At 52.0% G+C, this 13,223-nt stretch carries 14 protein-coding genes and 1 riboswitch; of the genes, 11 read left to right on the top strand and 3 right to left on the bottom strand.

Annotated elements, in window-relative coordinates; genetic code table 11:
* Positions 1-11 precede the first annotated feature (11 nt).
* Complete coding sequence (gene bioA, locus AC0IWZ_RS05485) at positions 12-1,301, bottom strand: adenosylmethionine--8-amino-7-oxononanoate transaminase (RefSeq protein WP_471677907.1); 1,290 nt, start codon at positions 1,299-1,301, stop codon at positions 12-14.
* An 89-nt stretch (positions 1,302-1,390) separates the two neighbouring features.
* Here bioA and bioB point away from each other — a divergent pair, with 89 nt between their 5' ends.
* From bioB to AC0IWZ_RS05515, 6 genes are all read left to right on the top strand, one after another.
* The gene (bioB, locus tag AC0IWZ_RS05490; protein WP_410372216.1) at positions 1,391-2,431 is read left to right on the top strand and encodes a biotin synthase BioB; all 1,041 of its coding nucleotides are present in this window, start codon (positions 1,391-1,393) and stop codon (positions 2,429-2,431) included.
* Positions 2,428-3,579, top strand: a complete 1,152-nt coding sequence (gene bioF, locus AC0IWZ_RS05495) for an 8-amino-7-oxononanoate synthase (protein ID WP_471677905.1) — start codon at positions 2,428-2,430, stop codon at positions 3,577-3,579. Before bioB ends, bioF begins: the two co-directional genes overlap by 4 nt.
* Positions 3,563-4,321 (top strand): malonyl-ACP O-methyltransferase BioC, encoded by a 759-nt coding sequence (gene bioC / locus AC0IWZ_RS05500; protein ID WP_471677903.1) that lies wholly within the window; start codon positions 3,563-3,565, stop codon positions 4,319-4,321. The genes bioF and bioC overlap by 17 nt, the downstream gene beginning before the upstream one ends.
* Complete coding sequence (gene bioD / locus AC0IWZ_RS05505; protein ID WP_410372213.1) at positions 4,314-4,997, top strand: dethiobiotin synthase; 684 nt, start codon at positions 4,314-4,316, stop codon at positions 4,995-4,997. Before bioC ends, bioD begins: the two co-directional genes overlap by 8 nt.
* Positions 4,998-5,168: 171 nt before the next feature.
* Complete coding sequence (locus AC0IWZ_RS05510) at positions 5,169-5,432, top strand: hypothetical protein (protein WP_471677901.1); 264 nt, start codon at positions 5,169-5,171, stop codon at positions 5,430-5,432.
* A gap of 17 nt (positions 5,433-5,449) precedes the next feature.
* Positions 5,450-5,968, top strand: coding sequence for a helix-turn-helix transcriptional regulator (locus AC0IWZ_RS05515; protein ID WP_034494138.1), 519 nt, complete (start codon positions 5,450-5,452; stop codon positions 5,966-5,968).
* Positions 5,969-6,011: 43 nt separating this feature from the next.
* Here AC0IWZ_RS05515 and AC0IWZ_RS05520 read toward each other — a convergent pair whose 3' ends face one another.
* Entirely contained in the window at positions 6,012-6,722 is a 711-nt protein-coding gene (locus tag AC0IWZ_RS05520) for an ABC transporter ATP-binding protein (protein ID WP_034494140.1), read from the bottom strand.
* 815 nt (positions 6,723-7,537) lie between these two features.
* On the opposite strand from AC0IWZ_RS05520, the gene uvrB reads away from it, so the two are divergent.
* Entirely contained in the window at positions 7,538-9,553 is a 2,016-nt protein-coding gene (gene uvrB, locus AC0IWZ_RS05525; protein WP_410372211.1) for an excinuclease ABC subunit UvrB, read from the top strand.
* Positions 9,554-9,583: 30 nt separating this feature from the next.
* On the opposite strand, the gene yvcK is transcribed toward uvrB, so the two are convergent.
* Positions 9,584-10,492, bottom strand: coding sequence for a uridine diphosphate-N-acetylglucosamine-binding protein YvcK (gene yvcK / locus AC0IWZ_RS05530; protein WP_172895174.1), 909 nt, complete (start codon positions 10,490-10,492; stop codon positions 9,584-9,586).
* Positions 10,493-10,816: 324 nt separating this feature from the next.
* Positions 10,817-10,948: riboswitch (molybdenum cofactor riboswitch) on the top strand.
* On the opposite strand from yvcK, the gene moaA reads away from it, so the two are divergent.
* The 4 genes from moaA (at position 10,936) to moaD (ending at position 13,222) form a co-directional block, all read left to right on the top strand.
* A complete protein-coding gene (gene moaA / locus AC0IWZ_RS05535; RefSeq protein WP_034494147.1) occupies positions 10,936-11,925 on the top strand; it encodes a GTP 3',8-cyclase MoaA in 990 nt (329 codons plus the stop codon). It overlaps the preceding riboswitch by 13 nt.
* Positions 11,926-11,958: 33 nt before the next feature.
* The gene (gene moaB, locus AC0IWZ_RS05540) at positions 11,959-12,471 is read left to right on the top strand and encodes a molybdenum cofactor biosynthesis protein B (RefSeq protein ID WP_034494150.1); all 513 of its coding nucleotides are present in this window, start codon (positions 11,959-11,961) and stop codon (positions 12,469-12,471) included.
* 3 nt (positions 12,472-12,474) lie between these two features.
* Positions 12,475-12,984: a cyclic pyranopterin monophosphate synthase MoaC gene (gene moaC, locus AC0IWZ_RS05545; RefSeq protein ID WP_471677899.1), complete on the top strand. Its 510-nt coding sequence runs from the start codon at positions 12,475-12,477 to the stop codon at positions 12,982-12,984.
* Positions 12,977-13,222, top strand: a complete 246-nt coding sequence (gene moaD, locus AC0IWZ_RS05550) for a molybdopterin synthase sulfur carrier subunit (RefSeq protein WP_034494153.1) — start codon at positions 12,977-12,979, stop codon at positions 13,220-13,222. Before moaC ends, moaD begins: the two co-directional genes overlap by 8 nt.
* The last annotated feature ends 1 nt before the right edge of the window (position 13,223 follow it).

Genomic DNA, 13,223 nt, shown 5'->3' on the forward strand with positions numbered 1-13,223 from the left:
CTTGCTGGTGCTCAGCTCTTGAAAAACGCCGGGTTTTCTACCGCAAGTGCTACGGCGTTAATCAATTTTGCCAGTTGTTCATGGCTGATAACGTACGGTGGCATCAGGTAAATCAGGCGGCCAAATGGACGAATCCACACGCCTTGCTCGACAAAAAATGCCTGAAGGGCGGCCATATTCACCGGTTGGTGAGTTTCGACCACGCCAATTGCACCCAGCACGCGCACATCAGCCACTTGCTCGCTTTGAAGCAACGGTTTCAGCCCCGCAGACAACTGCTGCTCCAGGGCGCTAACTTGTTGTTGCCACTGACCTTCTTCCAGCAAGGCGAGGCTTTCTGTTGCGACGGCACAAGCCAGCGGATTCCCCATAAACGTCGGGCCGTGCATAAAGCAACCGGCTTCGCCATCGCTGATGGTTTCGGCGACCAGGCGCGTGGTCAGCGTGGCGGAAAGCGTCATCGTGCCGCCGGTCAGTGCTTTGCCGAGGCACAAAATATCGGGTGAGATTCCCGCGTGTTCGCAGGCAAAGAGTTTCCCGGTGCGCCCAAAGCCCGTCGCGATTTCATCAGCAATTAGCAAAATACCTTCGCGGTCACACATGCGGCGAATGCGCTTAAGCCATTCAGGATGATAAAAACGCATTCCACCAGCGCCCTGAACAATCGGCTCAAGAATAATTGCGGCAATTTCATGGCGATGCGCGGCCATTAAACGGGCAAATGGCACGATGTCCATCTCGTCCCATTCATCGCCGAAACGGCAATTTGGTGCGGGTGCGAATAGATGCTCCGGAAGATACCCCTGCCACAAACTGTGCATGGAATTATCCGGGTCACAGACCGACATCGCGCCGAAGGTATCGCCATGATACCCATGACGGAAGGTGAGGAAACGCTGGCGCGGCTCGCCTTTTGCGTGCCAGTACTGCAACGCCATTTTCATTGCCACTTCAACGGCAACAGAACCGGAGTCGGCGAGAAACACGCACTCAAGGTTTTCTGGCGTCATGGCAACTAATTTACGGCACAGCGCGACCGCAGGTGGATGCGCGATACCGCCAAACATCACGTGCGACATCTGGTCAATCTGGTCTTTCATCGCCTGATTTAAGCGCGGATGATTGTAGCCATGAATTGCCGCCCACCAGGACGACATCCCGTCAACAAGGGCTTTACCATCAGCAAGTTGTAGTTCGCAGCCCGACGCCGAAACCACCGGATAAACCGGTAACGGTTGGGTCAAGGAAGTATACGGGTGCCAGATATGTTGTCGGTCGAACGCTAAATCAGCAGGGGTCATAGGGTGACTTGTAAACCATTTAAAAAAGATTTAGGTTTACAAGTATAACGTCAATCAATGCCTAACAACACCCTTTTTGGAGACGCCCAATGGCTCACCACGCACGCTGGTCAATGTCGCAGGTTACTGCTTTATTTGAAAAACCTTTCCTCGAACTGATGTTTGAGGCCCAACAGGTGCATCGCCAGCACTTCGATCCTCGCCATGTTCAGGTCAGCACGCTGCTGTCGATTAAAACCGGCGCTTGCCCGGAAGACTGCAAGTATTGCCCGCAAAGTGCGCGTTATAAAACCGGGCTGGCATCTGAACGTCTGATGGAAGTGGAGCAGGTACTCGACTCGGCGCGTAAAGCGTTGAATGCCGGTTCGACCCGTTTTTGCATGGGCGCTGCCTGGAAAAACCCTAACGATCGCGATATGCCGTACCTCGAGCAAATGGTGCAGGGTGTGCGCGAAATGGGGCTGGAAACCTGCATGACGCTCGGCACATTAACCGGTGCGCAAGCCGAACGTTTAGCGGCGGCGGGGCTTGATTATTACAACCATAACCTCGATACCTCGCCAGAATTTTACGGCAATATTATTACCACCCGCACCTATCAGGAACGCCTTGATACGCTCGACAAAGTGCGCGGCGCAGGCATTAAAGTCTGCTCCGGCGGCATTGTCGGTTTGGGCGAAACGGTGACAGATCGCGCCGGATTATTGCTGCAACTGGCTAACTTGCCGACCCCTCCAGAAAGTGTGCCCATCAACATGCTGGTGAAGGTAAAAGGCACCCCGATGGCCGATAACGAAGATGTCGATGCGTTTGATTTTATTCGCACCATTGCCGTTGCGCGTATCATGATGCCAGGGTCTTTTGTGCGTCTTTCCGCCGGGCGCGAACAGATGAGCGAACAAACTCAGGCCATGTGTTTCATGGCGGGGGCGAACTCCATTTTCTACGGCTGCAAACTGCTGACCACGCCAAATCCAGAAGAGGACAAAGACCTGCAATTGTTCCGCAAACTGGGGCTTAACCCGCAGCAAACCACCACCCATGCGGGCGATAACGAACAGCAGCAGCAACTCACCGATCAACTGCTCAACGCGGATACGGAGACTTACTACAACGCGGCGGCTGTATGACCTGGCAGCAACGCATCGACGGCGCGCTTGAACAACGGCGTGCCAGCGGCAGTTTCCGAACCCGTCAGGCTAACGAGCACGGCAGTGGCCGTTATCTGGTGCAAGACGCCCATCGCTATCTGAATTTTTCCAGTAATGATTATCTGGGAATAAGCCAACACGCCAGAGTCATAACCGCCTGGCAGCATGGGGCAGAAATTTACGGTGTTGGCAGCGGCGGTTCCGGGCATGTCACCGGCTACAACGAAGCCCATCAGCAATTTGAAGAACAACTGGCAGATTGGCTCGGTTATCCGCGTGCGCTGCTGTTTATTTCAGGGTTTGCGGCTAATCAGGCGGTGATTGCGGCGCTGAGTGAAAAACCAGACCGTATTCTTGCGGATAAACTCAGCCACGCGTCGCTTCTGGAAGCAGCGATGCATAGCCCGGCACAACTTCGGCGCTTTGCCCATAACGATGCCACTTCTCTGCAAAAACTGCTGACGCAGCCAACAGAAGGGCAGCAATTGGTGGTGACGGAAGGCGTATTCAGCATGGACGGTGATGAAGCACCGCTGGCTGATATTGCACAAACCACCCGGCACGCCGGAGGCTTGTTGATGGTTGACGATGCTCACGGCATCGGCGTAATCGGCGATGAAGGGCGGGGCAGTTGTGATCAGCAAAACGTTAAGCCCGATTTGCTGGTGGTGACGTTTGGTAAGGCGTTTGGTGCAAGTGGTGCCGCTGTGTTGTGCAGTGAATCAATGGCAGATTATTTGCTGCAATTCGCTCGCCATCTTATTTACAGCACCGCCATGCCGCCCGCGCAGGCATATGCGTTAACGGCGGCATTAAATGTCATTCGCGAGGATGATTCCAGGCGTTCGCAATTACACGCCAACATCGCCCGGTTTCGTATGGGGGCAGCACGCTTGCCGCTGGAGTTAAGGGCCTCGCAAACGGCCATTCAACCGCTAATTGTGGGCGAAAATCAGGCGGCGATTCAGCTTGCTGCCACTTTGCGTGAGCGGGGATTCTGGCTGACTGCGATTCGCCCTCCCACTGTACCGCAGGGTACTGCGCGGCTGCGTATTACGCTTACCGCCAGCCACACCTTTGAGGACATCGACAGGCTGCTGGAGGCTTTGCATGACGCGACTTGTTAACAAAACGGCTATCGCTTCTGCATTTGGCCGTGCAGCAACTACCTACGACAGCCACGCGCAATTACAGCGTGAGAGTGGAACATTGCTCGCAAAAATGATTGAAGGCCGGGAAATCTCAACCGTGCTGGATGCCGGTTGTGGCACCGGTTGGTACAGCCGCGTATGGCGTGAAAAAGGCTGCCATGTGACGGCCCTGGATCTCTCACCTGCAATGTTGAAACATGCCGCACTCAATGGTTGCGCTGATTGCTATCTCGAAGGCGATATCGAAGCCATAGCGCTTTCGCAAAAGCAGGTTTCCCTCGCCTGGAGTAACCTTGCTGTGCAGTGGTGTAGCGACTTACGAAGTGGTTTGAGCGAGCTTTACCGCGTCACGCGTGTGGGCGGGTGTGTGGCATTCACCACCCTTGCAGCCGGTTCATTAAGTGAATTGCACACGGCCTGGCAGGCGGTGGATGAACAATCCCATGCCAACCATTTCCTGCCTTTTACGCAGATTCAGGAAGCGTGTCATGGCTGGCGGTGTTCTCTGCAAATTCATGAGATTACCCAGTATTACGACAGCGTGATAAGTGCCATGCAATCGCTGAAGGGCACTGGCGCTACGCATCTTCATGACGGGCGCAAAACATCGTTGATGACCCGTCAACAATTGCAAAAATTAAGTCTCGCCTGGCCACAAAAAGAGGGGCAATTCCCTCTGACCTGGCAACTCGTTTGTGGAGTTATTGAACGTGATTAAAAAATGGTTTGTCACCGGAACCGATACAGAAGTAGGCAAAACTGTTGCCAGTTGCGCACTGCTACAGGCGGCTACAGCGGCGGGTTATCGTGCCGTGGGATATAAGCCGGTAGCGTCGGGAAGCGAGATGACGGCGCAGGGCATTCGTAATAGCGATGCGCTGGCCCTTCAGCGCAATAGCAGCGTTGAATTAGGCTATGAACAAGTCAATCCGTTTGCATTTCTGGAACCCACGTCGCCGCATATCGTGAGCGCGCAGGAACAACGGCCTATTGATTTTTCGCAAATGTCGGCGGGGCTTGAGGCACTTTCAACGAAGGCAGACTGGTTGCAGGTCGAGGGCGCAGGAGGTTGGTTCACACCACTTTCAACAACCACAACTTTTGCTGACTGGGTGATACAAGAACAACTGCCGGTAATTCTGGTGGTCGGGGTGAAACTGGGTTGTATCAACCACGCCATGTTGACGGCACTGGCAATTCAGAACTCCGGCTTAAAGTTCGCAGGCTGGATTGCCAATGACGTTCAGCCAACGGGCAAACGGCATGAAGAATACATCGCGACGCTGCGTGATGTTTTAAAAGCACCGATGCTGGGTGAAATTCCTTTCTGCCCGGAAATCAGCGATCAAACGGCATTGGGTAGCCACCTGAATATTTCCCTTCTTTCGGCATAGCTCGCATTTCCCTCGCACATTTTTGCAACGCCCGATAAATCTTTCGGGCGCTCTTCCTGTTGCTATTAATCGTTTGAATTTCTTGTTGTAGAAAACCAGGCCAGGAGTAAATTGCCTCTCAATTTATGTTGTCATGTGACAACTTTTTTGAGAGTATCGACTGGAGGTTTTATGACGTGGCGGTTACACCCGAATAAAGATATCGAGGCAGCATTGACCTATGCCGAATGTCAGGGCTGGAAAGTGCGGCCTGGCGGTTCGCACTGTTGGGGAAAGATGTATTGCCCATGGAATGATAAAGCCTGCCGCTGCGGTGAGTTTTGTATTAGCTGCATCTGGAGTACACCGCGTAGTGCGTATAACCACGCGCGGCAAATCCGCCGTGTTGTCGATAACTGTAGTCAACAGGGTACGCCACCTATCATCAGGCATTGAGTTGCAAGGAGAAGGACATGTCAGAGTTTAGTTTTACAGTGATTTTCACGCTGCCAGAAAAGAGCCAGAATCCGGAGCAATGGGTTGAAGCCTTAGGGGCTCAGGGGTGTGATGACGCGCTCGTTGGCGTGGGAGTGACCGGGCGCATTGCATTGAATTTTATTCGCGAAGCGCAAGATGCAAAGCAGGCGGTGGTTTCAGCGATTAAAGACGTTAAGCGCATTATTCCAGGGGCGGCATTGGTCGAAGTGATGCCCGACCTGGTGGGGCTTACTGATATCGCTGAACTGCTGGGGTTTTCACGCCAGTATATGCGCAAAGTGATGGTGAGCCGGGATGCATTTCCTCAGCCTGTGCATGACGGTAAAACAGCCATCTGGCACCTGGAGCCTGTGCTGCGTTGGATGCGTGAAGCGGGTGTGTCGAAAGTCCCTTTGCCGCTGGTGGAATTATCAGCCATCACCCGCCAATGTAATTTGCAGAGGGAACTGGCAGATGTTGATGCAAACATACAGAAGCAACTGGGCCAGTTGTGACGGCAGAACTTGTGTTCTGTTCTTGCCGTCGAAGGGCACACCATCATGGATCTATCCAACTGGAAACCAGTTTGTCATCCAGTAAAGCCACGTTCCCCTGGGCCACATTTCGCCCACGATGAAGCAAACAGAAGCGGTCTGCGACACGGCGAATAAACGACAACCGTTGTTCTACCAACAGGATAGTCAGCCCAAAGTCACGGCTTAGCCTGCGGATGATATTTCCCAGATCGTTGATAAAACGCTGGCCGCTGCCAAAAGTCGGTTCATCAAGAATCAACAGTTTCGGTTCAGTCACTAGCGCCCGTGCCAGAGCTAACTGCTGCTGAAGGTAGTCAGAAAGCTCTCCGCCCCGCATGTGGCGCAAGCTGTAAAGTTCAGGGAAAAGCTCATAGATCATATTGGGTATCGCGCGTGACGGTATACGAGCTGCTAAAAGCGCAATTTGGAGGTTCTCCTCAACGCTTAATTGAGAAAATATTCGTCTGTCCTGCGCAACGTAGCTCATTCCTAGCGCAGCCCGGCCTTCAATGGGTTGAGTCAGTAAATCTTGCGGAGGATGGCCTGCTTCAAGCCAGGTCATACTGCCACTTTGCACTGGCAGATAACCCGTGATGCAGTTGACCAGAGTCGTTTTACCCATTCCTGGTGCGCCCAGAACGCAGGTGCATTCGCCTGGCGCGAGTTCGAGATCCAGATTCCACAGCACATGGCTTTCGCCATAAAACTGATTAACAGCACGAAGACTCAACATCGATACTCTCCTTCTGGCAGGCTGAACAACGTAGGCTACTTCAGCGATTTGAAGCATGGCGTCTATCATCACTGCAATTCTCCTGCCATGAACCGATGTCGGAGCCAGAACAATGCAACTTTGAGAAAAGACTCATAAAAAAGGGTGAATAAGTGTTCGGCTTCTACGACTTTAAAAAGGGCATGCACTTTGTCAGTGCCTGGCTGTTTACGTGTTTGGTGCAAGTCTGTGACACTATTTTCTCAAATGCGTAATCCGTGAGCAGGATCAAAAGAAATATCGACCTCAGGACGAGCAAAAAAAAGCCAAAAATAATCTGGAAAAATATTTTTAGCCTCCCGCACATAGAATTTAGGGTTTTTTGCGGTCTGCGCTGCAAAAGGCCTGAGAGCAGTTATCCACTATTCCTGTGGATAACCATGTGCATTAGAGTTAGAAAACTTACGGTAAGCGAGAGCGGACGCGGGTTGCGCATGAATTGGCGCGAAACCAGACTTTCTTAAATAATCTTTAAAAATTAACGAGTTGAATAAAATCAATTGCTGCAATAAAAGTGCCACAGATGTTCCTTACGCTTTTATGACACTGCTTGACAAATGTTAAAAGGTAAAAAAATCTGGGGATAACCATTTTGGTCAGCGTAAACCGCTAAGAGTTGTATGTTTTAGATGCAAACCTGGCGGTAAATCGTGTCGGTATCATAAACGTGACGGCAAGTAACTGGTTTTTCATCCAGTATCTTTTTCTGGCAAAATTTCCTGTGCCGAGTAAAATTATCCTCCGGCCCGCTCGTTTCTTCATCAGGTAGCCTCTTCATGAGTAAAGCGTTCAAATTAAATTCAGCATTCAAACCTTCTGGCGATCAGCCTGATGCCATTCGTCGCCTGAAAGAGGGGCTGGAAGACGGACTTGCGCACCAGACTTTGTTAGGTGTAACCGGGTCCGGTAAAACCTTCACCGTGGCAAATGTGATTGCTGATTTACAACGCCCCACTATGGTGCTGGCTCCAAACAAAACGCTGGCGGCGCAGTTGTATGGCGAGATGAAAGAGTTCTTCCCGGATAACGCTGTGGAGTTCTTCGTTTCTTATTACGACTACTACCAACCCGAAGCTTATGTGCCAAGCTCTGATACTTTTATCGAAAAAGATTCCTCAGTGAACGAACACATCGAGCAAATGCGTCTGTCAGCAACCAAGGCTTTGCTCGAGCGGCGTGATGTCATTGTGGTGGCGTCGGTGTCGGCGATTTACGGTCTGGGCGACCCGGATTTATATCTGAAGATGATGCTTCACCTGACCAAAGGGATGATCATCGATCAGCGTTCTATAATACGGCGCCTGACGGAGCTGCAATATACCCGCAACGACCAGGCATTCCAGCGCGGTACTTTCCGCGTGCGCGGTGAAGTGGTTGATATCTTCCCGGCCGAGTCGGACGACCTCGCATTACGCGTTGAGCTTTTCGATGAAGAAGTTGAACGGCTTTCGCTGTTTGACCCGCTGACAGGGCAAGTTGACCAGGCTATCCAGCGTTTCACTGTCTACCCTAAATCGCACTACGTCACACCGCGCGAACGTATTCTGCAAGCGATGGAAGAGATCAAAGTTGAACTGGCTGACCGCAGAAAAGTGCTGCTCGCCAACAACAAATTGCTTGAAGAGCAGCGCCTCACGCAGCGAACTCAGTTTGATTTAGAAATGATGAACGAATTGGGCTATTGCTCTGGCGTTGAAAACTACTCGCGCTTCCTTTCTGGCCGTGGGCCTGGCGAGCCGCCGCCGACGCTATTCGATTATCTGCCCGCCGACGGCTTGCTGGTGGTTGACGAATCCCACGTCACTATTCCGCAAATCGGTGGAATGTACAAAGGTGACCGTTCGCGTAAAGAAACACTGGTGGAATATGGCTTCCGTCTACCTTCGGCGCTTGATAACCGCCCTTTGAGATTTGAAGAGTTTGAAGCACTCGCGCCGCAGACTATTTATGTTTCGGCAACACCGAGCAATTACGAATTAGAAAAATCGGGTGGTGATGTTATCGATCAGGTCGTCAGGCCGACCGGCTTGCTGGATCCGATCATCGAAGTTCGCCCGGTGGGGACGCAGGTCGATGATCTGCTTTCTGAAATCCGTAAACGTGTCGAAATTAACGAGCGCGTGTTGGTGACTACGCTGACCAAACGAATGGCCGAAGATTTGACGGAGTATCTCGAAGAGCATGGCGAGAGGGTGCGCTATCTGCACTCGGACATTGATACCGTCGAGCGTATGGAAATCATTCGTGATTTACGCCTTGGTGAGTTTGATGTGCTGGTGGGTATCAACTTGCTACGTGAAGGCCTGGATATGCCTGAAGTGTCGCTGGTGGCGATTCTGGACGCCGATAAAGAGGGCTTCCTGCGCTCCGAACGTTCACTGATTCAGACTATTGGCCGCGCGGCACGTAACATTAACGGTAAAGCGATTCTGTATGGGGACAAAATCACCCCGTCGATGGCGAAAGCGATTGGTGAAACGGAGCGCCGCCGTGAGAAACAGCAGCGTTACAACGAAGAAAACGGGATTACGCCGCAAGGGCTCAATAAGAAAGTGGTGGATGTCCTTCAGCTTGGCGAAGGCATGGCAAAAACCAAAGGCCGGATGAAGAGCAAAGCGCGTAGCGTGATTGAAGATGATGAAATCATCCTGACGCCAAAAGCGTTGCAGCAGAAAATCCATCAACTCGAAGGGAAGATGCTGGAGCACGCGCAAAATCTGGAATTTGAAGAAGCCGCGCAAATTCGTGACCAGCTCCATCAGTTACGGCAATTGTTTATAGCAGCGTCATAATGAAAACGCCTTCATTAAGAAGGCGTTGTTTTATCCGAGTTGCTGAATAGCTTTTTCAAGTGCCTGGCGAAGCAGATGCCTGTCGTGGCGATACCGAACGTCACTCGCCTCCAGCGGTTCCTGAATCACCACGCGGTCGGTAATCTCAGAAACATCTGTCTGCGGGCCAACCACTACCGCATCCACAATACGTTTCCCGATTCGCTGTTCCATGATGTCCAGCGTCTGTGCAAGTGACAGGCTGGCTGCGGCGGTGCTCAATTCCTTGCCCAGATTGCCAATGAAAACGACCGGGGCCGGAGTGCGGCGTAGGGCCTGGTCCATATCCTCAAGCAAAAGTATCGGCATCAAGCTGGTGTAAAAACTGCCGGGGCCAATCAAAATCAGGTCGGCTTCTGCAATCGCTTGCACTGCTTCACGCGTGGCGTGGGCTTTCGGATATAACGACAGCTCCTGCGGCGGCGAAGAAAGCTGGTCAATATTCACTTCACCATAAATAAAATGGCCATCTGCATCCGTTGCCATCAAATCTACTGGCTGCTCGGACATTGGAATCAGAAATGCGTCCACTTTAAGCAGGTTGCGAATAAGATTGATGGCTTCCAGAGGCCGCACACTCAGGTGATCCAGCGCCTTTAACATCAAATTTCCGAGGTTATGACCTGAAAGTTCGCCATTACCGCCAAAACGATACTCAAACATTGCTGAAGCAACGCTTTGTTCGGTAATTAATTGATTTAAACAGTTGCGCATGTCACCCCAGGCGATGCCTCCTTCAGAGCGTCGAATGCGCCCCGTAGAACCGCCGTTATCGGTAGTGGTAACAATGCCGGTTAAACGTGAACCCAAAGAGGAGAGGGACGACATGACCCTGCCCAGACCGTGCCCACCGCCAAGGGCGACCACCCGGTCCAAATCCGCAAACGTGCGATTGCGCATAGCTATTCCTTATGACGAACTATCGAAATAAGGTAGCGCAAATGCAGTCAAAATACGATTCAGCTCCGGTTGTTAATGATGTATATCAAAGCAAAAGTTCACTTTTCGCGTAGTCTGTGGCGAAATTGAACGATTAGCTCGCTATGTATATACTTATATAGCGAAAGCTGTTATGGCGAATAATACCATCACGCGCTACTATCGCCGTAGTCGTTAGCATTCAAGGGGCAGGTAGACGGCAAGGGAGTGAGTCCCCTGGAGCTTACTAAAGTAAGTGACCGGGGTGAACGACCGAAGCCAACACCCTGCAGCTTGAATGATGGCGGATATAAAACACACTAAGCCTCTGGACCTAAGTCGAAAGATACGGTGCTTTGGCCGTGACCTTGAGTCACCAGGGTGCAGTAAGAAATGACTGCATCTCCCGTATTTGGAAGGTGTACATGGCTACCCAACTTACCGATGCATTCGCGCGTAAGTTTTTTTACCTGCGTTTGTCAGTTACCGACGTTTGCAATTTCCGTTGCAACTATTGCCTGCCGGATGGCTACAAGCCTCACGGTGTGGCGAACAAAAGTTTCCTCAACGTTGATGAAATTCGCCGCGTCACGCGCGCATTTGCTGCCCTGGGTACTGAAAAAGTACGCCTGACCGGTGGCGAACCCTCTTTGCGTAAAGATTTTACCGACATCATTGCCGCCGTGCATGAAAACGCCAGTATTCGCCAGATTGCGGTGACGACTAACGGCTATCGTCTGGCGCGTGATATCCAGCAATGGCGTGACGCCGGGCTGACCGCGGTGAATGTCAGCGTCGATAGCCTTGATGCTCGCCAGTTCCACGCGATTACCGGGCAGGATAAATTTCGCCAGGTAATGGATGGCATCGATGCTGCTTTTGCCGCCGGTTTTGAGCGCGTAAAAGTGAACACCGTCCTGATGCGTGGCGTAAACCACCATGAACTCGATACCTTCCTTGCGTGGATCAAACCGCGCCCGATTCAGCTGCGTTTCATTGAACTGATGGAAACCGGCGACGGCGGCGAGTTATTCCGCAAACATCATATCTCCGGCAAAACCATCCGCGACCAGCTACTGGCCCGTGGTTGGGTGCATCAGCTGCGTAGCCGCAGCGACGGCCCGGCGCAGGTCTTCTGTCACCCTGATTACGCGGGTGAAATCGGCCTTATCATGCCGTATGAAAAAGACTTCTGCGCCAGCTGCAACCGCCTGCGTGTCTCATCGGTTGGAAATCTGCATCTATGCTTATTTGGCGAACAGGGCATTTCCCTGCGTGATTTGCTGGCAAGCGACGAGCAAATTGACGAACTTGAAGCGCGCATAGCCGAAGCCTTAACGCATAAAAAACAGACCCATTTCCTGCATGACGGTGATACCGGAATCACTCAAAACCTGTCTTATATTGGCGGGTAAACCAGATAAAATCAGACCAAAAGGAAGAATTTCATGAGCCAGGTAAGCAGTGAATTTATCCCGGTACATATTGCTATTCTGACCGTTTCAAGTCGTCGCGGTGAAGAAGACGACACTTCAGGGCACTATCTGCGCGAAGCCGCCACTGAAGCGGGTCATCATGTGGTAGCCAAAGCTATCGTCAAAGAAAATCGCTACGCCATTCGTGCTCAGGTTTCCCAATGGATTGCTGATGATGAAGTCCAGGTTGTGTTGATTAACGGTGGCACAGGCTTCACCGAAGGCGACCAGACTCCCGAAGCGTTACTCCCGTTGTTTGACCGGGAAATCGAAGGTTTTGGTGAAGTGTTCCGGATGCTCTCGTTTGAAGAGATCGGCACTTCTACGCTGCAATCACGCGCCCTTGCGGGAATGGCAAACAAAACACTGATTTTTGCCATGCCCGGTTCCACCAAAGCATGTCATACCGCGTGGGACAACATCATTGCGCCGCAACTGGATGCCCGCGTGCGCCCTTGCAATTTTCACCCTCATCTCAAGAAATAAACTATGTCGCAACTCACTCATATTAATGCCGCTGGCGAAGCGCACATGGTGGATGTTTCTGCCAAAGCAGAAACGGTGCGCGAGGCGCGAGCAGAAGCGTTTATCACCATGGAAGCCGCTACGCTTGCCATGATTATTGAAGGCAGCCATCACAAAGGTGATGTGTTCGCCACGGCGCGTATTGCAGGTATTCAGGCGGCAAAACGCACCTGGGATTTGATTCCCCTTTGCCACCCGCTGATGCTCAGTAAAGTCGAAGTCAATTTAGCTGCCGAACCCGAGCACAACCGCGTGCGCATCGAATCTATCTGCCGTCTGACCGGTAAAACCGGCGTGGAAATGGAAGCGCTGACTGCCGCATCGGTCGCAGCATTAACCATTTACGACATGTGCAAAGCGGTGCAGAAAGATATGGTGATTGGCCCGGTGCGTTTGCTGGCGAAAAGCGGCGGTAAGTCTGGCGACTTTAAGGTGGAAAGTAAGGCGCAGAGCAAGGTGGTTGAGCATGATTAACGTTCTTTTTTTTGCTCAGGTGCGTGAGCTGGTCGATTGTGACCGTCTGCAACTGGACGCTACTTTCAGTGATGTCGAAGAGTTGCGTGCTGAACTGGCAAACAGAAGCGAGCGCTGGGCGCTGGCGCTGGAGTCTGGCAAATTGCTGGCTGCGGTAAACCAGACGCTGGTGAGTTTTGATAGCCCACTGACTGACGGTGACGAAGTCGCTTTCTTCCCGCCGGTTACCGGAGGCTAAA

Source organism: Buttiauxella sp. AC142 (assembly GCF_979253435.1).

Bases quoted from the DNA above. Each gene is read 5' to 3' on its own strand.
- moaB (WP_034494150.1), top strand. From the start codon at position 11,959: ATGAGCCAGGTAAGCAGTGAATTTATCCCGGTACATATTGCTATTCTG.
- bioB (WP_410372216.1), top strand. From the start codon at position 1,391: ATGGCTCACCACGCACGCTGGTCAATGTCGCAGGTTACTGCTTTATTT.
- moaD (WP_034494153.1), top strand. From the start codon at position 12,977: ATGATTAACGTTCTTTTTTTTGCTCAGGTGCGTGAGCTGGTCGATTGT.
- bioC (WP_471677903.1), top strand. From the start codon at position 3,563: ATGACGCGACTTGTTAACAAAACGGCTATCGCTTCTGCATTTGGCCGT.
- moaC (WP_471677899.1), top strand. From the start codon at position 12,475: ATGTCGCAACTCACTCATATTAATGCCGCTGGCGAAGCGCACATGGTG.
- yvcK (WP_172895174.1), bottom strand. From the start codon at position 10,492: ATGCGCAATCGCACGTTTGCGGATTTGGACCGGGTGGTCGCCCTTGGC.
- moaA (WP_034494147.1), top strand. From the start codon at position 10,936: ATGGCTACCCAACTTACCGATGCATTCGCGCGTAAGTTTTTTTACCTG.
- bioF (WP_471677905.1), top strand. From the start codon at position 2,428: ATGACCTGGCAGCAACGCATCGACGGCGCGCTTGAACAACGGCGTGCC.
- AC0IWZ_RS05510 (WP_471677901.1), top strand. From the start codon at position 5,169: ATGACGTGGCGGTTACACCCGAATAAAGATATCGAGGCAGCATTGACC.
- bioA (WP_471677907.1), bottom strand. From the start codon at position 1,301: ATGACCCCTGCTGATTTAGCGTTCGACCGACAACATATCTGGCACCCG.
- AC0IWZ_RS05520 (WP_034494140.1), bottom strand. From the start codon at position 6,722: ATGTTGAGTCTTCGTGCTGTTAATCAGTTTTATGGCGAAAGCCATGTG.
- uvrB (WP_410372211.1), top strand. From the start codon at position 7,538: ATGAGTAAAGCGTTCAAATTAAATTCAGCATTCAAACCTTCTGGCGAT.
- AC0IWZ_RS05515 (WP_034494138.1), top strand. From the start codon at position 5,450: ATGTCAGAGTTTAGTTTTACAGTGATTTTCACGCTGCCAGAAAAGAGC.